15 protein-coding genes are annotated in these 21683 nt (G+C 71.6%); 12 read left to right on the top strand and 3 right to left on the bottom strand.

Annotated elements, in window-relative coordinates:
* The first annotated feature begins 307 nt into the window (after positions 1–307).
* Both DY218_RS04320 and DY218_RS04315 read left to right on the top strand, forming a co-directional pair.
* Positions 308–4210 (top strand): glycosyltransferase, encoded by a 3903-nt coding sequence (locus DY218_RS04320; protein ID WP_128554554.1) that lies wholly within the window; start codon positions 308–310, stop codon positions 4208–4210.
* Complete coding sequence (locus tag DY218_RS04315) at positions 4207–5760, top strand: DUF5719 family protein (RefSeq protein WP_128554553.1); 1554 nt, start codon at positions 4207–4209, stop codon at positions 5758–5760. Before DY218_RS04320 ends, DY218_RS04315 begins: the two co-directional genes overlap by 4 nt.
* Positions 5761–5821: 61 nt before the next feature.
* On the opposite strand, the gene DY218_RS04310 is transcribed toward DY218_RS04315, so the two are convergent.
* A complete protein-coding gene (locus DY218_RS04310; protein ID WP_128554589.1) occupies positions 5822–6280 on the bottom strand; it encodes a metallopeptidase family protein in 459 nt (152 codons plus the stop codon).
* 386 nt (positions 6281–6666) lie between these two features.
* Between DY218_RS04310 and DY218_RS04305 the strand changes: the two genes are divergently transcribed.
* The 7 genes from DY218_RS04305 (at position 6667) to DY218_RS04275 (ending at position 14232) form a co-directional block, all read left to right on the top strand.
* Positions 6667–7044, top strand: coding sequence for a DUF3499 domain-containing protein (locus tag DY218_RS04305; protein ID WP_233521355.1), 378 nt, complete (start codon positions 6667–6669; stop codon positions 7042–7044).
* Positions 7045–7193: 149 nt separating this feature from the next.
* Entirely contained in the window at positions 7194–8810 is a 1617-nt protein-coding gene (locus DY218_RS04300; protein WP_128554587.1) for an L-lactate permease, read from the top strand.
* 93 nt (positions 8811–8903) lie between these two features.
* On the top strand, positions 8904–10271 hold the full coding sequence (locus tag DY218_RS04295) for a phosphomannomutase/phosphoglucomutase (RefSeq protein WP_128554586.1): 1368 nt from the start codon (positions 8904–8906) through the stop codon (positions 10269–10271).
* Positions 10272–10509: 238 nt separating this feature from the next.
* Positions 10510–10680, top strand: a complete 171-nt coding sequence (locus DY218_RS04290) for a Trm112 family protein (protein WP_128554552.1) — start codon at positions 10510–10512, stop codon at positions 10678–10680.
* 116 nt (positions 10681–10796) lie between these two features.
* Positions 10797–11930, top strand: a complete 1134-nt coding sequence (locus DY218_RS04285; RefSeq protein ID WP_128554551.1) for an SIS domain-containing protein — start codon at positions 10797–10799, stop codon at positions 11928–11930.
* 71 nt (positions 11931–12001) lie between these two features.
* Complete coding sequence (gene manA / locus DY218_RS04280) at positions 12002–13153, top strand: mannose-6-phosphate isomerase, class I (RefSeq protein WP_128554550.1); 1152 nt, start codon at positions 12002–12004, stop codon at positions 13151–13153.
* A gap of 119 nt (positions 13154–13272) precedes the next feature.
* The gene (locus tag DY218_RS04275; protein WP_128554549.1) at positions 13273–14232 is read left to right on the top strand and encodes a cation diffusion facilitator family transporter; all 960 of its coding nucleotides are present in this window, start codon (positions 13273–13275) and stop codon (positions 14230–14232) included.
* A gap of 80 nt (positions 14233–14312) precedes the next feature.
* On the opposite strand, the gene DY218_RS04270 is transcribed toward DY218_RS04275, so the two are convergent.
* Complete coding sequence (locus DY218_RS04270) at positions 14313–16454, bottom strand: fructose-specific PTS transporter subunit EIIC (protein WP_128554548.1); 2142 nt, start codon at positions 16452–16454, stop codon at positions 14313–14315.
* A gap of 375 nt (positions 16455–16829) precedes the next feature.
* On the opposite strand from DY218_RS04270, the gene ahcY reads away from it, so the two are divergent.
* Both ahcY and DY218_RS04260 read left to right on the top strand, forming a co-directional pair.
* Positions 16830–18287: an adenosylhomocysteinase gene (gene ahcY, locus DY218_RS04265; protein ID WP_128554547.1), complete on the top strand. Its 1458-nt coding sequence runs from the start codon at positions 16830–16832 to the stop codon at positions 18285–18287.
* Positions 18288–18432: 145 nt separating this feature from the next.
* Positions 18433–19047 (top strand): hypothetical protein, encoded by a 615-nt coding sequence (locus tag DY218_RS04260; RefSeq protein ID WP_128554546.1) that lies wholly within the window; start codon positions 18433–18435, stop codon positions 19045–19047.
* A gap of 25 nt (positions 19048–19072) precedes the next feature.
* Here the strand turns inward: DY218_RS04260 and DY218_RS04255 are convergent, their stop codons facing one another.
* The gene (locus tag DY218_RS04255; protein WP_128554545.1) at positions 19073–19993 is read right to left on the bottom strand and encodes an RDD family protein; all 921 of its coding nucleotides are present in this window, start codon (positions 19991–19993) and stop codon (positions 19073–19075) included.
* Positions 19994–20081: 88 nt separating this feature from the next.
* Between DY218_RS04255 and DY218_RS04250 the strand changes: the two genes are divergently transcribed.
* The gene (locus DY218_RS04250) at positions 20082–21089 is read left to right on the top strand and encodes a stage II sporulation protein M (protein WP_128554544.1); all 1008 of its coding nucleotides are present in this window, start codon (positions 20082–20084) and stop codon (positions 21087–21089) included.
* Positions 21090–21683: the final 594 nt, after the last annotated feature.

The following is a 21683-nucleotide window of genomic DNA, read 5'->3' as shown; positions in this document are numbered from 1 at the left end:
ATAGGTCTCGACCGGTATCGAGGCGTATGCAGCGGTCCGTGACGGGTGGCAGATCCACCGGTTGCGGGCCGTTCTTCGTGTCCGGGGCGATGCCCCGGACGGGTGCCCTTTCGGCTGCCGCCCCCGGTGCCGATGGCAGCCGTTAGTGTGGGGCCCCGTCCGAGACGCCCCGGCGCCCCCACGGGGCCCAGGGACTGCCGACCGGATCGGGGCGGGGCCGGCCGACTGGCCGGATTTCCGCGCCGACCGGACAGCACCCGCAGGGGCGTCGTCCACCGCAGTCCATCGAACCGGGGCCCGTACCTCGATGTCCGTGCACAGCCATCCGGCAGACCCGCAGGGCGCTGCCGCACCCGAGTTCCCCAGGCATGTCGTCACCGCCGTGCTCGTCGCCCACGACGGTGCGCGCTGGCTGCCCGACGCGCTCGCCGGCCTGCTCGGCCAGGAACGCCCCGTGCAGAACGTCGTCGCCGCCGACACCGGCAGCGCAGACGACTCCGCCCGCATCGTCACCGACGCCCTCGGCGCCGACCGGGTCGTCCACCTGGCCCGGCGCACCGGCTTCGGCGCCGCCGTGGACGAGGCCGCCCGCACCGCCGGGGTCCTCACCCCCGACGACCTCCCGTATCTCAAGCGGCCGAGCGGCTGGGACCCGGTCACCCGGACCTGGCGCGACGAGGCATACGACATGCCGGAGCTGCCGCACGGCGAGCCCGTGCAGTGGCTGTGGCTGCTGCACGACGACTGCGCTCCCGAGCCGGGGGCGCTCGCCGCGCTGCTGCAACTCGTCGAGAACGAGCGGGAGCTGAACCGCGACGTCGCCGTCGTCGGCCCCAAGCTCCGCGGCTGGTACGACCGCCGCCAGCTCCTCGAGGTCGGCGTCTCCATCGCACACAGCGGCCGCCGCTGGACGGGCATCGACCGCCGCGAACAGGACCAGGGCCAGCACGACCAGACCCGCCCGGTGCTCTCCGTCTCCAGCGCGGGCATGCTGATCCGGCGGGACGTCTTCGAGCAGCTCGGCGGCTTCGACCGGCGGCTCCCGCTGATGCGTGACGACGTCGACCTGTGCTGGCGCGCGCACGCCGCGGGGCATCGCGTCATGATCGCCCCGGACGCCGTCGTACGCCATGCCGAGGCCGCCTCCCGCGAGCGCCGCACCGTCGACTGCGCCGGCCGCGGGACCGCGAGCCCGCACCGCGTCGACAAGGCCGGCGCGGTGTACGCCCTGCTCGTCAACTCCCGGGCCGCCGTGCTGCCCTGGGTGCTGCTGCGGCTCGTGGTCGGCACCCTGCTGCGCACCATCGCCTACCTCGTCGGCAAGGTGCCGGGTCAGGCGCTCGACGAGGTGGCCGGACTGACCGGCACCCTGCTGCGCCCCGGGCGCATCATCGGGGCCCGGCGCCGCCGCGGCAGAGCGGTCACCGAAGCCGCCGAACTGCGGCCGCTGTTCCCGCCGCCGGGTGCCACCGTGCGGGTCACCGTCGAACAGGTCGCCTCCGGTCTCGTCGGCCGCTCCGACCCGGACGCCTCCTCCGGCGGCCGGCACGGGGCCGTCGAGAGCGGGCCGGGCGACGACGACGCGGACTTCCTGGAGATCGACCAGTTCGCCCGGGTGAAGCGGCTCGCGCGCAAGCCCGGTCCGGTGCTCTTCGCCGTCCTGCTGCTCGTCGCGCTGATCGCCGGCCGTTCGCTGCTCGGCAGCGGCGCACTCGCGGGCGGCGCCCTGCTGCCCGCGCCCTCGGACGCCTCCGCGCTCTGGGACCGGTACCTGGACGCCTGGCACCCCGTCGGCACCGGCGGTACGCAGTCCGCGCCGCCCTACATCGCCCTGGTCGCCGGCCTCGCCACCCTGCTGCTCGGCTCGACGGGGCTCGCGGTCACGGTGCTTCTGATCGGTTCGGTGCCGCTGGCCGGCGTCGCCGCGTACTTCGCCTCCCGGCCGCTCGTCCAGTCCCGGCTGCTTCGCGCCTGGGCCGCCGTCGCGTACGCCTTCCTGCCCGCGGCCACCGGTGCGCTCGCGGGCGGGCGGATCGGCACCGCGGTCCTCGCGGTACTGCTCCCGCTGATCGCCCGCGCGGGCCTCGCCGCCAGTGGGCTGCTCGCCGACTCCCCGGGGGCGCGCGGCAGTTGGCGTGCGACCTGGGCGTACGCCCTGCTACTCACGGTCGCCACCGCCTTCACGCCCGTCGTGTGGCCGATCGCCCTGGTGCTCGGCATCGGACTGCTGGTGCTGCGCCGCGCCGACCTCGTCGCCCAGGGGCTCCGGACTCTCGCGGCCCTCGGCGTCCCGCTGCTCGTCCTCGCTCCCTGGTCGCTCTCGCTGCTGCCGTTCGGCTTCTTCCGCGAGGCCGGGCTCTCGTACGGCACGGGGGCGGCGAGTGCGCTCGACCTGCTCGGCCTGAGCCCCGGCGGGCCGGCCGCGGTCGGCGGGCTGCTGCTCGTGGGCATCGTGGCGGCCGCGCTCGCCGCGCTGCTTCGCAGCGAACGGCGGCAGGCCGTGCTCACCGCCTGGGCCGTCGCCCTGACCGCCTTCGTCTTCGCCGTGTGGTCGAACATCTCGGCCTGGGCGGGCCCGGCGACCCTCCTCTACGGCATGGCGATGATCGCCGCCGCCGTCCTCGGCGCCGACGGGGCGCGCTCCCGGGTCGCCGAGCAGAGCTTCGGCTGGCGGCAGCCGGTGGCCGCACTGATCGCAGTGCTCGCCGCCGCCGGTCCGCTGCTCGTCGCGGCAGGCTGGATGATCCGCGGCGCGGACGGGCCCCTCGAGCGGCGTACGCCCGAGCAGGTGCCCGCCTTCGTCGCGGAGGAGGCGAGCACCCGGGACCAGGCACGCACCCTCGTGCTCGACAGCTCCTCGGCCGCCCGGGTCTCGTACTCGCTGGTCCGCGGCGCGGGCGCCCGGCTCGGCGACGGCGAACTGACCGAGGCGGGCGGCGGCAACGACCGGCTCGACCGCACCGTCGCCCACCTCGTCGCGGGCTCCGGCGCCGACCAGGCGGACGAGCTCGGCGTCTTCGCCGTCCGGTACGTCCTGGTGCACGACGGGGCGCCGCGCCGGATGAGCCGCGTCCTGGACGCGACCCCGGGGCTCACGAGGCTCAGCCAGCAGGACGGCAGCGCGCTGTGGCGGGTCGACCGCCAGGTGGCCCGGGCCGCGATCGTGCCGCCCGGCGACGGCGCGGGCGAGCCGCAGCCGGTCGCCGCCGGTCCGGTCGAGGTCCACACCCGGATCCCGAACGGACCCGAGGGCCGCGTACTGCGCCTCGCGGACGCCGCCGACGACGGCTGGACGGCGACGCTCGACGGCAAGCCGCTCACCAGGACGACCGTGGCCGGCTGGGCGCAGGGCTTCGAACTGCCCGCGGGCGGCGGCCGGCTCGACGTCACCTTCGACACTCCGGGGGCGCACACCGGCTGGCTCTTCGCCCAGGGCGCGATGGCCGTCGTCCTCGTGGTGCTCGCCCTGCCGGGGCGCCGTCGGACCGTCGACGACGACCTGCCGGACGAGGCGCTCGTGGTGCCGGCGCAGCCCGTCGAGGGCGAGGGGCGCAGGGCGCGCAGGCTCCGTGCGCAGGCCGCAGCGGAGCCGGGAGAGCCGGCCACGGCGGGCGCCGATCCGCAGGGCGCACCTCCGCAGGTGCCCGACTCCCCGCCGGCCGTGCCCCAGCAGCACGCGTACGGCGACTGGGACGAGCCCGGCCACGCGGCCGCCGATGCATCCGCGCATGCCGGCGCGGCCACGCACGCCGACACGGCCGCACAGGCCACGGACCCGTACACCACCGGCCCGTACGCCGCCGACCCGTACGGGCAGTACTCGGCGGACCCGTACCAGCAGGCCCCGTATCAGCAGGACTCCCACCAGCAGGACCCGTACGCGCTCGAGTCCTACGGGGCGGCCCCGTATCCGCCCGCGCCTCCGCAGGCCCCTGTGCCCCAGCAGGACGCGGGCTACGACGCGTACGGCCACCAGAGCGCGTACGGACAGCCGCCCGCCTATGACCCGCCCGCCTATGACCCGCCTGCCTACGACCCTGGGGCCTACGACCCGCTCCAGGACCCGTCGTATCCCGCGTACGAGCCCGGACCTCCCTCGTACGACCCCGGGCACGCGCCGTACGAGCCCGGAACGTCCCCGTACGAACCCGGAACCGGATCATCCGGCAGTCGCACCGACAGTGAGCGCCCCGACGGGAGCCAGCAGTGAACCGCACGACCCTCTCCCTGATCGCAGCGGGCACGGGCCTCGTCGCCGTGACCGGCTTCGCCGCTCTCACCAGCCCGGACTCGCAAGGCACGGAGACCGCGTCGGCGGCCGCGCGCAAGCCCGTCGAGCGGTCCAGCGTGCTCTGCCCGGCGCCGAGTTCGTCGGACCTGGCGGAGACGGCGTACACCTCCTTCACGCCGAAGTCCGCCGCCGGCTCGTCCTCCGCTGCCAAGGGCTCCGCCGAACTCGCGCCGGCCCAGCGCAAGCTGAAGGATGAGGCCGACGGCAAGGACAAGAAGAAGGACAAGGACAAAGACAACAAGACTGATAAGCCTGACAAGGCCGACAAGAAGGGCAAGGGCAAGCCCTTCCTCGCGCCCGAGGAGCCGGGCAAGGCGGTGACCGCGGACGCCTCCGGTGCCGATGCGCCCGCCCTCATCGGCTCGGCCGACGGCTCCCTGGCGCCCGGCTGGACCGTGCAGCAGACCACCAAGGTTCCGGCCGGCAGCGGGCGTGGACTGCTCGGGATGGCCTGCTCGACACCCGACACCGACTTCTGGTTCCCGGGCGCCAGCACGGCGAAGGAGCGGAGCGACTACGTCCATGTGACCAACCCGGACAGCACGGCGGCCGTGGTCGACATCGAGCTGTACGGGCGCGAGGGCGCCATCAAGTCCGAGCTGGGGGAGGGCATCCAGGTGCCGCCCGAGTCCAGCGTCCCGGTCCTGCTGTCCACCCTCACCGACGAGCCGCAGACCAATGTGACCGCCCATGTCACCGCCCGTACGGGCCGGGTCGGCGCCGCCGTGCAGGCGCGCGACGACGAGCTGGGCGCCGACTGGCTGCCGCCGTCCGCCGACCCGGGCGGCAGTGTGGTCCTGCCCGGCATCCCGAAGGACGCCACCTCGGTGCGCCTGCTCGCCTTCGCCCCGGGCGAGGACGACGCGGACCTCAAGGTGTCGCTCGCCGGCCGCACGGGGTCGATCACCCCGGCCGGCAACGAGACCCTGCACGTCAAGAGCGGGATGACGGCCGCCGTCGATCTGGGCGACCTGACCAAGGGGGAGGCCGGTTCGTTGGTGCTCACCCCGACCGAGGACTCGACCCCCGTGGTCGCCGCCCTGCGGGTCACCCGCGGCAAGGGCGCCGACCAGGAGATGGCCTTCATCCCGGCGGCCGCGCCGGTGGGGGAGCGCGCGACGGCCGCCGACAACCGGGCGAAGGGCTCCACGCTCGCCCTCACCGCTCCGCGCGGTACGGCGAAGGTCAGGGTCACCGCGTCCGCGGGCAGCGAGGGCGGACGCCCGGTCACCAAGACGTACACGGTCAGGAAGGGCACGACGCAGGCGGTCGAGCCGCCGGTGCCGAGTGGCCTGAAGGGCACGTACGCCCTCACTGTCGAGCAGGTCTCCGGCACCGCCTACGCAGCGCGGACGCTCGCGGAGAACGAGGACGGGGTGCCCATGTTCACCGTGCAGACCCTGCCGGACGACCGGGGCACGGTCTCGGTGCCCGAGGCGGCGCAGGACCTGGCGGTGCTCCAGGACTGACACGGGGGAGGGCTGACGCGAGGGCGGTGCGGAGCCGCCGCGCGCTCCGGCCGGGACCGCGTCACTCCTCGCCGTAGCGCGGGTCCACGGACTCGGGGGACAGGCCGAGGAGCTCGGCTACCTGCTCCACCACCACCTCGTGGACCAGGGCCGCGCGCTCGTCGCGGCTCTTGGTCCTGATCTCGACCGGCCGGCGGTAGACGACGATCCGGGCCCGACGGTCGCCGTTCGCCTCCGCCGTGCCCCCGAGGGGGACGGTCTCCTCGCGTCCCTCGGCCGACGCTTCCGCCCCGCCCTCGAGGCGGGGCACGTCGAGCACCAGGAAGTCGATGTCCGCGAGCTGCGGCCAGCGCCGCTCGAGCCGCTCCACCGAGTCCTGCACGAGATCCGTGAAGCCCTCGGCCCTGCTCGCCGACAGGGGGACCTGGGGCGGCGCCACCGGGCCGCGCATCCCGCGGCCGTGGCGGTCGCGGCGGCGGGGCCCGGGTGCTGTGGTGCCGGGCGGTACGTGCTTGTCCATCACCGACGCAGCGTAGTCCTCCCCGGTGACAACGGTGCCCCGGCCCGCCCGGAGGGCGCCTGCCGAGGCCCCTCACCCGTGCGAGGGGCTCCGGTGCCGACGCGGGACGTCCGTACGGCACAGCTGCTGTCGTTTCCTGACCGATCGACCCACTCTTGGGCTCGATTCCGGATTGCTCTCGGACCGTCGTACCCATGGCAAATGACGGCATTTCCGCCCACTGGTGACCGGATCCAACTCCCGTGGCCCGAGTGCCCTTTGAGGTACCCGCAGGTCAGCGCGGGCGCTCCGCGGATCGGCGCAGGATCGTTTTCGCGGCGACACGGTGGGGTGACCTCGCGGAGAGTCGTCGCGGCCCGCTCAAGAGTGCGGTACCGTCCAACGTCGTGAGCCCTGTACGTCGCTGTTCGCGCACCGCCTGCGGCCGTCCCGCCGTCGCGACGCTGACGTACGTCTATGCCGATTCCACGGCGGTGCTCGGCCCCCTCGCGACCTACGCCGAGCCGCACTGCTACGACCTGTGCGCCGAGCACTCCGAGCGCCTCACCGCGCCGCGCGGCTGGGAAGTGGTCCGGCTCGCCGACACCGGCGGCCCGACCCGCCCGAGCGGCGACGACCTGGAGGCGCTGGCGAACGCGGTGCGTGAGGCCGCCCGCCCGCAGGAGCGCGCCGCCGAGGCCGGTGGCGGTGGTCCCGGGGCGGCGGACCCGATGGAGGTCGCGCGCCGCGGGCATCTGCGCGTACTGAAGTCACCCGACTCCTGAGCGGCGGCCGAGCCCCCTCCACCGCAGTCCGTCCTCCTATGGACGCGTGATGTTTCCCCTTCAACAACCGTTACCGTACGGACCATTGACTTCCGCTTGTCGCGGACACGACGATTCGGCGACCCGTGAACGATCACCGGGAGGCCCATGTGTTCGTACAGCAACTGGAACCGGTCGCCGACTCACTCACGCTCTCCGCGCTCGTCGCCGCACTGCCTCTGATCACGGTCCTGGTGCTGCTCGGTGCCGTCCGGATGAAGGCCCACCTCGCAGGCCTCATCGGCCTCGCCGTCGCCGTGCTCGTCGCCTGGATCGCGTACGGCATGCCCATCGGGCAGACGCTGTCCAGCGGCGTCCAGGGAGTCCTGTTCGGCCTCTTCCCGATCATGTGGATCGTCGTCAACGCCCTGTGGGTGTACCGGATGACGGTCCGCACCCAGCACTTCGACATCCTCCGCCGGTCCTTCGGACGGCTCTCCGACGACCCGCGCGTACAGGCGCTGGTCGTCGCCTTCTGTTTCGGGGCACTGCTCGAGGCGCTGGCCGGCTTCGGCGCACCCGTCGCCATCAGTGCGGTGATGCTGGTCGCGCTCGGCTTCGATCCGGTACGGGCGGCCGTGGTGGCGCTCGTCGCCAACACCGCCCCGGTGGCGTTCGGCGCCATGGGCACACCGGTCGTCACGCTGGCGCAGGTCACCGGGCTTCCGCTGGACTCGGTGGCCTCCGTGGTCGGACGCCAGACCCCGCTGCTCGCCCTCATCGTCCCGCTGATCCTGGTCTTCCTGGTCGACGGCAGGCGCGGGCTGCGCGAGACCTGGCTGCCCGCCGTGGTCTGCGGAGTCGCCTTCGCGGCGGCCCAGTTCGCTGCGTCCAACTACGTGTCCGCCCAGCTCGCCGACATCGGCGCCGCGCTGGCCGGCGCCGCGGCCCTGGTGGCCGTTCCGAGCGCCCGCAGGCCCGCCGACGAACGCGTCCGCGCCGACGTCCTCACGGGGGCGCGCAGCGAGGACCTGGACGTCGTCGACGAGCGCCCCGAGGTGATCCGGGCCTACGCCCCGTACGCCCTGATCGTGGCCGTCTTCTCGGTGGCCCAGATCCCGCCCGTGAAGGACCTCTTCGACAAGGCGACCCGCTCCTTCGACTGGCCGCTGCTCAACGTCGCCAATCCCGACGGCGATCCCGTCAGCGGCAATGTCTTCTCCCTGCCGCTCGTCTCCACGGGCGGAACGCTGGTCCTTGTGGCGGGCCTTTTCACGGCCCTGGTACTGGGGCTCCACGCGCGCGTGGCGGTACGCGAATGGGCCTCCACCGTCCATGAGTTGCGCTTCGCGATCCTGACCGTCACCTCGGTGCTCGCCCTCGCCTATGTGATGAACCTGTCCGGACAGGCCGCCGTCATCGGGCACTTCGTGGCCGCCGCCGGAGCCGGGCTCGCCTTCCTTTCGCCGGTCCTCGGCTGGTTCGGGGTCGCCGTCTCCGGCTCCGACACCTCGGCCAACGCGCTCTTCGGCGCCCTCCAGGTGACCGCGGCCCGGCAGTCCGGCCTGTCGCCCGATCTGCTGGCCGCGGCGAACAGTTCGGGCGGCGTGCTCGGCAAGATGATCTCGCCGCAGAACCTGACCATCGCGTGCGCTGCCGTCGGCCTCGCGGGCAAGGAGGGCGATCTGCTGCGCAAGGTGCTGCCGTGGAGCCTCGGACTGCTCCTGGTGATGTGCCTGATCGTGGTGGCCCAGAGCACCTTCGTCCTGGGCTGGATGCTGCCCTGACAGGGCGTCCGGCACGGCCGTCCCGACCGACCGGTCCTGGTTGTCCGTGCACCCGGGTACTTTTGGGTGACCGCAGTGGATTTCAGGAGAGGGCTGGCCGTGGCTGATCTTTCGCAGATCGTGAAGGCGTACGACGTGCGAGGAGTGGTCCCCGATCAGTGGGACGAGTCCCTCGCGAAGCTGTTCGGCGCCGCCTTCGCGCAGGTGACCGGTGCCGAGGCGATCGTGGTCGGGCACGACATGCGTCCCTCGTCGCCGGGCCTCTCGCGCGCCTTCGCGCGCGGGGCGGCCGACTTCGGGGTGTCCGTCACCGAGATCGGCCTGTGCTCCACGGACCAGCTGTACTACGCCTCGGGGGCGCTCGATCTGCCGGGCGCGATGTTCACGGCCTCGCACAACCCGGCGCAGTACAACGGCATCAAGATGTGCCGCGCCGGTGCCGCCCCCATCGGCCAGGACACCGGGCTCGCCGAGATCCGCGCCCTGGTCGAGCAGTGGGCCGAGTCCGGTGCGCCCGCGCCCGTCGCGACGCCCGGCGAGATCACCGCCCGCGAGACCCTCGAGGACTACGCGGCCCATCTGCGCGGCCTCGTCGACCTCACCGCGATCCGCCCCCTCAAGGTCGTCGTCGACGCGGGGAACGGCATGGGAGGGCACACCGTCCCCACCGTCTTCAAGGGCCTGCCGCTCGACCTGGTCCCGATGTACTTCGAGCTGGACGGCACCTTCCCCAACCACGAGGCGAACCCTTTGGACCCGGCCAACATCGTGGACCTCCAGAAGCGCGTCCGCGACGAGGGCGCCGACCTCGGCATCGCCTTCGACGGCGACGCGGACCGCTGCTTCGTGGTGGACGAGCGCGGCGAGGGCGTCTCCCCGTCCGCCGTCACCGCCCTGGTCGCCGGCCGCGAGCTCGCCAGGAACGGCGGTTCGGGCACCGTCATCCACAATCTGATCACCTCCTGGTCGGTCCCCGAGGTGGTCCGGGAGAGCGGCGGCACCCCGGTCCGCACGCGCGTGGGCCACTCGTTCATCAAGCAGGAGATGGCCGACACCGGCGCGATCTTCGGCGGCGAGCACTCCGCGCACTACTACTTCAAGGACTTCTGGAACGCGGACACGGGCATGCTGGCCGCCCTGCACGTCCTGGCCGCGCTCGGCGGCCAGCAGGGCCCGCTCTCCGAGCTCGTCGCCCAGTACGACCGGTACGCCGGCTCCGGCGAGATCAACTCCACGGTGGCCGACCAGGAGGGCCGCGCCGCCGCCGTACGGGAGGCGTACGAGGGCCGGGACGGACTGACCCTCGACGAGCTGGACGGCCTGACCGTCACGGCCGACGACTGGTGGTTCAACCTCCGGGCGTCCAACACCGAGCCCCTCCTGCGGCTCAATGTCGAGGCCCGGGACACCGCCACCATGGAGCGCGTCCGCGACGACGTGCTCGCCCTCGTACGGGCCTGACCCCATCCGCCGCACCGGGGTCCACGCGCGCGTGGACCCCGGCCGCGGGCCCGCCCCGCGCACGAACCGGTAACGGCCGCCCCGGCGCACCCCGGGACACAGCACCGCTCCCCGCACGGCGGTAGGCTGACCAGGCCCCATTCCGTCGGCGCACGGCCCTGGAGACACCTCTTGGCCGAGCCCGTGGGACCGGGCCCGCAGGAACTGTTCTGAACCGCTGTCCGAAGGGACCCACCCCATGCCGCTCGAAGCCGGCCTCCTGGAGATCCTCGCCTGCCCGGCCTGTCACGCCCCCCTCGAGGAGTCGGACACCGAGCTGCTCTGCACCGGCAAGGACTGCGGTCTGGCCTACCCGGTGCGTGACGGCATCCCGGTGCTCCTGGTCGACGAGGCCCGCCGCCCCGACTGACCCCGTACGGTGGCCGGACGGCCGCCCGGCCGTGCACCCGACCCTCGCCCGCCGTCGAGGCGGCCGACGCCATCAGCGAAGCCCCCAAGGCACCCGCGCATCGGAGGCTGATCCCCGTGCTCGACGAATCGCTGCTCGACGACCCGGAAGCACTCGCCCTGGCCGACCGCCGGAGCCTGCTGCGCGGCGCCGCCGAAGCCGGCGCCCGGGTCCGTACCGGCCTGCGGCACTCCGCCGATGCCGGACTCACCGAGCTCAAGCCCGACGGCCGCCCGCGCGCGGTGCTGATCGCGGGACCCGGCACCGCGGCCACCTGCGTCGCCGATCTGCTCGGCGCGTTCGCCGGCGCCGGCTGTCCCGTGACCCGCCTGCACCCCACCGGAGTGGCGGCCGCAGCGGGCGCCCTGCGCTGGTCCCTGCCCGGCTGGGCCGGCCCGGTCGACCTGCTCCTCATCGCCACCCCCGACGGCTCCGAGCCGGGCCTCGGCGTGCTCGCCGACCAGGCCTACCGGCGCGGCTGCACCGTGGTCGCCGTCGCGCCCCCGCGCTCCCCGCTCGTCGAGTCCGTCGCGGGCGCACACGGCCTCACCGTCCCGATGGCCTCCCCGCCCCACGACGAGTACGACGAGGGCGCGACCGCCGGCCTCGACGCCCTGTGGGCGCTGCTCACCCCGCTGCTCGTCCTGCTCGACCGGACCGGCCTGATCACCGCACCGGCGGACGTGCTGCAGAAGGTGGCGGACCGCCTTGACAGCACGGCGGAGCGCTGCGGGCCGGCCATCGCCACGTACAGCAACCCGGCCAAGACCCTCGCCGCCGAGCTCGACGAGTCGCTGCCGCTGATCTGGACCGAGGGCCCGGGCGCCGGACCTCCGGGCCGCCGATTCGCCGCCCTGCTCGCCGAGTTGGCCGGGCGCCCGGCGCTCGCCGCGGAACTCCCCGAGGCGCTGCCCGCGCACGGCACGCTGCTCGCCGGTGACCTCGCGGCGGCTGCCGATCCCGACGATTTCTTCCGCGACCGCGTCGAGGACGAACAGGCACTACGCGCGCGTGCCGTCCTCCTTCGCGACCGTCCGACCGGGGGCCTCAGCGCCGCACCGGCCGCCCGTGAACTCGCCCTCGGCCACGGCACCGCCATCAGCGAACTGGAACCTGCCGACGGCAGCGACCTGGAGGCGCTCGCCGAGCTGATCGCCGTCACCGACTTCGCCGCCGTCTACCTGGCACTCGCCTCCAGCGGCCGATCCTGACGAACAGTCAGCCACCGATGTTCAGCCGAACGTGACCTTCCGTACGAGAGCTACCAGAGAGCACTGCACCCATGGACCGCCTCACCAACACCGTCCGCCCCTACGCCTGGGGTTCGACCACCGCCATCCCGGAACTCCTCGGCGAGCAGCCCACCGGTGAGCCGCAGGCGGAGATGTGGCTGGGCGCCCACCCCGGCGCACCCTCGCGTCTCGCCCGCGGCACCCTCGACGAGGTCGTCGCCGCCGATCCCGAGCGCGAACTCGGCACCGCCAGCGTCAGCAAGTTCGGGCCCCGGCTGCCCTTCCTGCTCAAGCTCCTCGCGGCCGCCGCCCCGCTCTCCCTGCAGGTGCACCCGAACCTCGAGCAGGCCCGCGAGGGCTTCGCCGACGAGACGGAGCGCGGCGTCCCGGTCGACGCCCCGAACCGCAACTACAAGGACGCCAACCACAAGCCCGAACTCATCTGCGCCCTCACGCCGTTCGACGGCCTCTGCGGTTTCCGCGCCCCCACCGACGCCGCCCGGCTGTTCGACGGCCTCGGCGTCGACTCCCTCAAGCCGTACGTGGACCTGCTCCGGGCCCACCCCGAAGAGGCCGCGCTGCGCGAGGTGCTCACCGCCGTACTGACCGCCGACACCGCCGAGATGGCCGCGACCGTCACCGAGGCCGCTGCCGCCGCGGAGCGCCTCGGCGGCGAGTACGCCCCGTACGCCGCGATCGCCCGCCACTACCCCGGCGACTCCGGCGTCATCGCCGCCATGCTGCTCAACTTCGTCCAACTCGCCCCGGGCGAAGCCATGTTCCTCGGCGCCGGCGTGCCGCACGCCTATCTCGACGGCCTCGGCGTGGAAATCATGGCCAACTCGGACAACGTGCTGCGCTGCGGCCTCACCCCCAAGCACATCGACGTACCCGAACTCCTGCGCATCGTCCGCTTCGAGGCCACCGAGCCCGCCGTGCTCCGGCCGGAGGCGGACGAGGCCGGCGAGGAGGTGTACGAGACCCCGACCGACGAGTTCCGGCTCTCCCGTTTCGTGGTGGCCGAGGGCGCCGAGCCGCGCGTACTGACCGCGCCCACCCCGCAGATCCTGCTCTGCACCGCTGGTTCGATCCGGGCCGGCGGCGAACTCCTCGCGCCCGGCGGCTCGGTGTTCGTCCCCGCGGGCGACGAGGCGGTCGTCTCCGGCAGCGGCACCCTCTTCCGCGCCACCGTGGCCGTCTGACGTCGGCGGCCCATGCCGTGCTGCGACAATGACCCACCGCACGGCATGGGCACGACGAGAGTCGACGTACGGATCGTCGACACACGAATCGTCGACGTACGAGAGGACACAGGGCACACATGAGCGCGTCAGGCGGAACCAAGGCGATCGTGGCGGCACTGGCCGCCAACCTGGCCATCGCGGTGGCGAAGTTCGTCGCCTTCCTCTTCAGCGGCTCGTCCTCGATGCTCGCCGAGAGCGTCCACTCGCTCGCCGACTCCGGCAACCAGGGCCTGCTCCTGCTCGGCGGAAAGAAGGCCCAGCGCGCGGCCACCCCGCAACACCCCTTCGGTTACGGCCGCGAGCGCTACATCTACGCCTTCCTCGTCTCGATCGTGCTCTTCTCGGTCGGCGGCATGTTCGCCATCTACGAGGGCTACGAGAAGATCAAGCACCCGCACGAACTCGAGCACTGGTACTGGCCGGTCGGCGTCCTGGTGTTCGCGATCATCGCCGAGTCGTTCTCGTTCCGTACGGCGATCAAGGAGTCCAACTCGATCCGCGGCAAACAGTCGTGGAGTGACTTCGTCCGCCGCGCGAAGGCTCCCGAACTGCCGGTCGTCCTGCTCGAGGACCTCGGCGCCCTGATCGGCCTCGTCCTCGCCCTCGGCGGCGTCGGCATCGCGCTCGCCACCGGCAACGGCGTCTGGGACGGCATCGGCACCCTCTGCATCGGTGTGCTGCTCATCCTGATCGCGATCGTCCTGGCCGTGGAGACCAAGTCGCTGCTGCTCGGCGAGTCCGCGGGCATCGAGGAGGTCCAGAAGATCGAGGGCGCGATCGTCGACGGCGACACCGTCACCCGCATCATCCACATGCGGACGCTGCACCTCGGTCCCGAGGAGCTCCTGGTCGCCGCCAAGGTCGCGGTCCAGCACGACGACACGGCCACCGAGGTCGCCTCCGCGATCAACGCCGCGGAGGCCCGTATCCGGGAGGCCGTCCCGATCGCCCGGGTGATCTATCTGGAGCCGGACATCTACAGCGAGACGGCCGCCGCGGCCGGCGAGAACCCCGCCAAGAGCCCCGGCGGCCACTGAAGTTCGCCCGGCACGTACGAGGGCCCCACGACGCCTTCTTGGGTTCAAGGAGTCGTGGGGCCCTCGGCGTCGTACGGCGGTCAGCGCACCTCGCGGAGTACGTCGAGCACCGCCGCCCGGTCCGGCGCCGACTCGAGGCGCTCCCGGAAGCCGGTGTCCATCAGCTTGCGCGACAGCATCGCCAGAATCCGCAGATGCTCGTCCCCGGCCGCGGCCTCGGGCACGGCGATCATGAAGATCAGCTTGGCCTGCGTGCCGTCGAGAGCGCCCCATTCGACGCCCTCGGGCGAGCGGGCGAAGCCGACGACCGGCGCGCTCACCGCGTCCGTCTTCGCGTGCGGGATGGCGATCTCCTCGCCGAGCCCGGTGGTGCCCTGCTCCTCACGGCGCAGCGCCGTCGCGACGAGCTCCTCCTCGTCCGTGACCTTGCCGGAGGCGGTCAGGAGTGCGGCCATCTCGCGGATCGCCGCTTCCTTGTCGTGCGCGTCGAGGCCGAGCTTGACGGTCTCCTCGGTGAGGTGGCCGGAGAGCACCTCATCGGAGTCCTCGGAGTCCTCGGCGGGCCCGGCTCCGGCGGCCGTGTCCGAGGGCTCGGCCGCGGCCTTCGCGGGGGCACTCGCCGTACCCGAGTCGCTCGCCTTGGCCATGCCGATCCCGGCACCGGCCCCAGCACCCGCACCGGCCGCAGCACCCGCACCGGCCCCGACTCCTGCGAGGGCGGGCTCAGCGGCACCGGGCCCACCCGTCAGCCCACCCCGCCTGCGCTCCGTGAAGTCGACAAGCGCCACCGTCGTGATCGCGGTGACGATCGAACCCGCGATCACGGCCACGAAGAACATCGGCACCCCGCCGATGGCCCCGAGCACGGCCACGATCGGCCCGCCGTGCGGAACCGAGTCCTCCACACCGGCCACACCCGCAATGGCACCGGCCACGGCGCCACCGAGCATGTTCGCCGGAATGACCTGGGCCGGCCGCGCGGCGGCGAACGGAATCGCACCTTCGGAGATACCGAAGAAGCCCATGAACAACGCGGCCAGACCGGTCTCCTTCTCCTGCTCGGTGTAGAGCCGCTTGCGCAGCACCGTCGCGAGCCCCTGACCGAGCGGCATCACCGGAATCGCGGCCGCGCACATACCCATCACGGACAGATTGCCGGTGGCGATCAGACCCGTACCGAACAGGAACGCCGTCTTGTTGACCGGCCCGCCCATGTCGAACGCGATCATCAGACCGAGGATGGCGCCGAGCGCGATGGCGCTGGTGCCGGTCATCCCGCTGAGCCAGCTGGTCAGATGCTCGAAGACCCAGGAGATCGGCTTGCCGATGACGTAGATGAAGAACAGCCCGAGCGCCGTCGTGGAGATGATCGGGATCACGATGATCGGCATCACCGGCTGGGCGAACTTGGGGACCTTGACCTTCTTGATCCACAACACCAGATAGCCGGCCAGGAAGCCGGTCACGATCGCCCCGATGAAGCCGGCGCCCGCCTCGGAGTCGTACAGCTCACCGGTGTTGGCGATCCAGCCGCCGATCATGCCAGGCACCAGCGCGGGCCGGTCGCCGATCGCGTAGGCGATATAGCCGGAGAGGATCGGCACCATCAGCGTGAAGCCGATGACACCGATCTCGTTGACGTGCATCCAGAACGAGTCGTCCGGGATGACCAGGCCGCCCTTGGGGTCGGTGTGCCCGCCGAGCGACAGCGAGATGGCGATCAGCAGACCGCCGACGACCACGAACGGGATCATGTACGAGACACCGTTCATCAGTGCCTTGTACGCGAGGCTGCGCTCCTTGCCGCCGCCCGCACCGCCACCGCCGCCCGTGGGACCGGCCGGTCCGCCGCCACCGCCGCCGTGCACCGGGGCGCTCTGCACCTGCTCGATCAGGCTCTCGGGACGGCTGATCCCCTCCGAGACGCCGACGGTCAGCACGCGCTTGCCGGCGAACCTGTCGAGGTCGACATCCTTGTCGGCGGCGATGATGACGCCGTCCGCATTCTTGACATCGTTGTCAGTAAGGACGTTCTCAGAGCCGATCGAGCCCTGCGTCTCCACCTTCATGTCGATGCCGAGGCCTTCGGCCGCCTGGCTGAGCTTCTCGGCCGCCATGTACGTGTGGGCAATGCCCGTCGGGCAGGCGGTGACTGCGAGGAGCTTCACCTTCTTCTGCCCGCTGCTCGCCGCCCCCTGGGGAGGCTCGGCCGCACTGGTCACGTGATCTCCTAACGCCTGCTTCGAACAGTCCCCGGAACATCCGCCGCGGTCCCGCGCGCGTGTTCCGGGGCTTCCGGCATCCTGCAACACTTCCGGGCGACAGCAAAGGCGGGGGGAACCACCGGAGGCGCCCCGAGTGCCCGGACGCCCAGTACTGGCAATGCCGGAGGCGGACTGGGGCCGACTGGGCCAATCGGTGTAGCTTTGTGACCGAGCCAGACGTCGCTGCTGATGGCGGTCGGGCGGTGCCTCGTGGGCACCGGCCGAGGGAGAGAGGGCCTCCGACGGACTGGACCGCGCACCACCGGGCATCCGTATGCTCGCTGTCGCGGTCAGCCATGCCCAACCTCGACCCATCACGAGGAGCAGCCAGTAATGACCACTGTCGCCAATGGACAGGACTTCAAGGTCGCCGACCTCTCCCTCGCAGAGTTCGGCCGCAAGGAGATCACCCTCGCCGAGCACGAGATGCCCGGTCTGATGGCGATCCGCAAGGAGTACGCCGCCACGCAGCCGCTGGCCGGCGCCCGTGTCACCGGCTCGCTGCACATGACCGTGCAGACCGCCGTGCTGATCGAGACGCTCGTCGCCCTCGGCGCCGACGTCCGCTGGGCCTCCTGCAACATCTTCTCCACCCAGGACCACGCGGCCGCCGCCGTCGCCGTCGGCCCGAACGGCACTCCGGACGCCCCCGCCGGCATCCCGGTCTTCGCCTGGAAGGGCGAGACGCTCGAGGAGTACTGGTGGTGCACCGAGCAGGCCCTGACCTGGCCGAACTCCCCGACCGGCGGCCCGAACATGATCCTGGACGACGGTGGCGACGCCACCCTCCTCGTCCACAAGGGCGTCGAGTACGAGAAGGACGGCAAGGTCCCCTCCGCCGACACTGCGGAGAGCGACGAGCACCGTGTCATCCTGCAGCTCCTGGGCCGCACCATCACCGAGGGCTCGCAGAAGTGGACCCGGCTCGCCTCGGAGATCCGCGGCGTGACGGAGGAGACCACCACCGGCGTCCACCGCCTGTACGAGATGCACCGTGACGGCACGCTGCTCTTCCCGGCGATCAACGTGAACGACGCCGTGACGAAGTCGAAGTTCGACAACAAGTACGGCTGCCGCCACTCGCTGGTCGACGGCATCAACCGCGCCACGGACGTCCTCATCGGCGGCAAGACCGCCGTGGTCTGCGGCTACGGCGACGTCGGCAAGGGCTGCGCGGAGTCGCTGCGCGGCCAGGGCGCCCGGGTGATCATCACCGAGATCGACCCGATCTGCGCACTGCAGGCGGCGATGGACGGCTACCAGGTCGCGACGCTCGACGACGTGGTCGGCCAGGCCGACATCTTCGTCACCACGACCGGCAACAAGGACATCATCATGGCCACCGACATGGCCAAGATGAAGCACCAGGCCATCGTCGGGAACATCGGCCACTTCGACAACGAGATCGACATGGCCGGCCTTGCGAAGATCCCCGGCATCGTCAAGGACGAGGTCAAGCCCCAGGTGCACACCTGGACGTTCCCCGACGGCAAGGTCCTGATCATCCTGTCCGAGGGCCGCCTGCTGAACCTGGGCAACGCGACCGGTCACCCCTCGTTCGTCATGTCCAACTCGTTCGCGGATCAGACGCTGGCCCAGATCGAGCTGTTCACCAAGCCCGAGGAGTACCCGACCGACGTCTACGTGCTGCCCAAGCACCTCGACGAGAAGGTCGCCCGCCTGCACCTCGACTCGCTCGGCGTGAAGCTCACCGAGCTCCGCCCCGAGCAGGCCGACTACATCGGCGTCAAGGTCGAGGGCCCGTACAAGCCCGACCACTACCGCTACTGAGCCACTGAGCACGCCCGGAAGCTCGGTATCCAGCCGAAGCCTCCGGCACAGCCCGAAGCCGGACTCCCGCAGGCCCCCGTCGTCCCACGGCGGGGGCCTGCCCCCGGTACGGGCGCTCCAGGCCACCACCAAGGACCCGACCCCCATGCCCCGCGGCCGCTATTCACTCCACGACCCGCACGATCACACCCCCATCGGAGAAGAACACTTCCACTGCGCCCCCGGCACCTCCGGCTGGCGCTACGTCTCCCAGCTCACCACCCCCGCCGGCGACCACGCCGGCTCCGTCGACCTGACCATCGACGCCCTCGGCCGCCCCATCCGCGTCGAACTGCACGCCGCGAGCTGGCGAGTGCGCGGCGCCGCTCTCGACGGCGTCACCTGGGTACGTACCGACCCCACGGGCGCCGATGCCGACGAGGGCAATGTCCCCGCTCACGCCTTCACCGGCACATCCCCCGCCTTCCTCGTCGCCACCGCTCAGCTGCTCCGCCTCGAAGCGGGCTCGGCACCCACCCGCGTACGCCTCGTCCGCTTCACCGACCCCGTCCTCGCCCCGCGCACCGTCGACGAGTCCTGGGCCCTGCTGAACAGCGAAACACACGCCACTGACAACGGCCCGCTCGTGGTGGACACCTACCAGGTCACAGCCCTGGACACAGGGGATCAGGCCGCCGTCCACATCGCCGGCGACGTCGTCCTGGCAGCCCCCGGCATCGAACTCGAACACCTCGAAACGCCGCCGTCGCCCCTCATCTGACCCGGCCCCGTACGACCACCGACACTCAAGCCGGCGGCGCGAACCCGGTCGACTCCGACCCGCCGCGCCCCTCGGCCTCCGGCCACCGCTCCTGCACCGGGCGATACGAGGGCCGCACGGGCTCACCGGCCGCGGGCATAACGGCGCCTGCCGTCTGCGCAGGCGCCGGCCCCTGAGCCGGCCACGTCCCCGGCTCGCCACCCCCGAACGCCCGACGCGCGTCGCGTGCCTGTCGCTCGTTCACCACCGCTGCCAGGTAGGCCGCAGGCGGTACGTCCGCCGGCGCCGGCACCCCGGTGCAGTCCGCCATGTCGCCGGCGAGCCGCTCGGCGAGCGACCACCCGACCTGCGGATCCAACTGCGACATCCGCGTGAGGTACTGCCGTACGGCCAGCCAGAGCGAGTCCGGCACACCGGAGAGGTCGAGCCCCGAGAAGCGCCCGACCAGCCAGGGCGGTGGCGGTGGGATGAACGGCAGATGAGCCGCCGGCACCCGCTCCCGCACCACCAGGGTGCCCGCGAAGACGTCACCGATCCGCCTCCCGCGCGCGGACACCAGCGAGGCGATACACGCCACCACACCAAAGGTGGCCAGAATCTCGACGACCCCCATCGCCCCCCGCACCAGCGCATGCCGGAAGCGGATCGGCCCTCCGTCGTCCCGCACCACCCGCAACCCACAGGCCAGCTTCCCCAGCGACCGACCGTGGCTCAGCGTCTCGACCGCAATCGGAATCCCGACGAGCACCAGAAGGAAGGTGGCCACCGCAACTGCGGCCGATGCCGCATCGTCCAGCGAACCGGTCGCCGACAGCAGTCCTATGGATATCGCCAGGTACGCCACCCATGCCACGACCAGATCGATCAGGACGGCGAGCGCCCGGCTGGGAAGCTTCGCGGCACGCAGTTCAAGCGCCACCGCCTCGCCCGTCACAAGCTCACTCACGCTGCCATCCCTTTCCGCCCTGCCCCTGGAACCGCCAGTCTGCCAAGCTGTGGTCGCATCGCGCCGCAGTACGAGGAGCAGCCGCCTGATGGACCTGGACGTTTTCGTCTCCGCCCACCGAGCAGAGTGGGACCGCCTGGACCATCTGCTGCGCCGCCGACGCCGTCTCTCGGGCGCCGAGTGCGACGAACTCGTGGCCCTCTACCAGCGCACGGCCACGCATCTCTCGCTGATCCAGTCCAGCGCCCCGGACCCCCAGCTCACCGGACGCCTCACTCAACTCGTGGCACGCGCGCGTAGTGCCGTGACCGGCACACGTACCGCCTCCTGGCGCGACGCGACCACCTTCCTGACGGCAGGCTTCCCCGCCGCGATGTACCGCGCCAGACACTGGTGGGTGCCCACTGCTCTCCTCTCGACCCTCGTCGCCGTCCTGATCGGTTGGTGGATCGCCACCCACCCGGAAGTCCAGTCGTCGATCGCCGCCCCCGACGAACTGAAGGAGCTCACCCGCCCGGGAGGCGAATACGAGACCTACTACTCCAGTCACCCGGCAGCCTCCTTCGCTGCGCAGGTATGGACGAACAATGCCCAGGCGGCTGCCATGTGCCTGGTCCTTGGCGCCTTCCTCTGCCTGCCGGTCGTATGGATCCTCTTCCAGAACATGCTCAACCTGGCAGTCGGCTTCGGCCTCATGTCGTCCGCAGGCCGTCTGGACACCTTCCTGGGCCTGATCCTTCCGCACGGCCTGCTGGAGCTCACTGCGGTATTCGTCGCTGCCGGCACCGGTCTACGACTGGGCTGGACCCTGATCGACCCCGGCCCGAGACCTCGCCGCACAGCCCTGGCGGAAGAGGGCCGCGCGGCCCTCGGCATGGCCATCGGCCTGGCCCTCGTGCTCTTCGTCTCCGGCGTCATCGAAGGCTTCGTGACCCCTTCCGGCCTGCCGACCTGGGGCCGCATCGCGATCGGCGTGGCGGCCGAACTGGCCTTCCTCGCCTACGTCTACGTGATCGGCGGCCGGGCAGCACGGGCCGGCGAGACAGGAGATCTCAGCACGGCGGAACGCAGCGCCGCGGTCCCCACGGCTGTCTGATGTGCGCGGGCCCGACGGGAGCTGGTACTGTCCTCCGCATCCCGCAAAGGCCGTTGACACGGCCCCGACCGGGAGGTAGATTCGAACAGTTGCCTAGAGTTCGACAGAACCCAGCGCAACGGTTAACATCTACTTCGCTTCCGAGGGATTCAATTTCTCGTGAAGCTCTCCGATTCATCAGAATCCTTCAGCTGGTCAAGGCCTGCGAATTTCTCTGATAAAGTCGGGTCTCGCCGAAAGGCGAATGGCTCTCCAGCGGCCACGGATTCGAATTCCGACCGGGAACGGGACGGGAAAAGGGTCTGGTAAGGTTGGAAACACCGAAGGGAAGCGCCCGGAGGAAAGCCCGGAGTGGGTGAGTACGAAGGAAGCGTCCGTTTCTTGAGAACTCAACAGCGTGCCAAAAGTCAACGCCAGATATGTTGATACCCCGTCGCAGGCCATGGTTTATGGTTTGTGATGTGGTTCCTTTTGAAATAACACAGCGAGGACGCTGTGAACGGGTGGGATCATTCCTCTTGCCTGTTCCGCTCTCGTGATGTGTGTCCCGATTACGGGAGAGCATTCACGGAGAGTTTGATCCTGGCTCAGGAC

The sequence above is a fragment of the Streptomyces triticagri genome (assembly GCF_003429565.1).
GTDB classification, from domain to species: Bacteria; Actinomycetota; Actinomycetes; order Streptomycetales; family Streptomycetaceae; genus Streptomyces; species Streptomyces triticagri.
The sequence above is the reverse complement of the archived record's forward strand: the minus strand, read 5'-3'. Positions and strand labels throughout refer to the sequence as shown.

Excerpts from the sequence above, each read along its gene's own strand:
- DY218_RS04250 (WP_128554544.1), top strand. The coding sequence starts at position 20,082 with ATGGACCTGGACGTTTTCGTCTCCGCCCACCGAGCAGAGTGGGACCGC.
- DY218_RS04320 (WP_128554554.1), top strand. The coding sequence starts at position 308 with ATGTCCGTGCACAGCCATCCGGCAGACCCGCAGGGCGCTGCCGCACCC.
- DY218_RS04260 (WP_128554546.1), top strand. The coding sequence starts at position 18,433 with ATGCCCCGCGGCCGCTATTCACTCCACGACCCGCACGATCACACCCCC.
- DY218_RS04310 (WP_128554589.1), bottom strand. The coding sequence starts at position 6,280 with ATGGACAAGCACGTACCGCCCGGCACCACAGCACCCGGGCCCCGCCGC.
- DY218_RS04290 (WP_128554552.1), top strand. The coding sequence starts at position 10,510 with ATGCCGCTCGAAGCCGGCCTCCTGGAGATCCTCGCCTGCCCGGCCTGT.
- DY218_RS04275 (WP_128554549.1), top strand. The coding sequence starts at position 13,273 with ATGAGCGCGTCAGGCGGAACCAAGGCGATCGTGGCGGCACTGGCCGCC.
- ahcY (WP_128554547.1), top strand. The coding sequence starts at position 16,830 with ATGACCACTGTCGCCAATGGACAGGACTTCAAGGTCGCCGACCTCTCC.
- manA (WP_128554550.1), top strand. The coding sequence starts at position 12,002 with ATGGACCGCCTCACCAACACCGTCCGCCCCTACGCCTGGGGTTCGACC.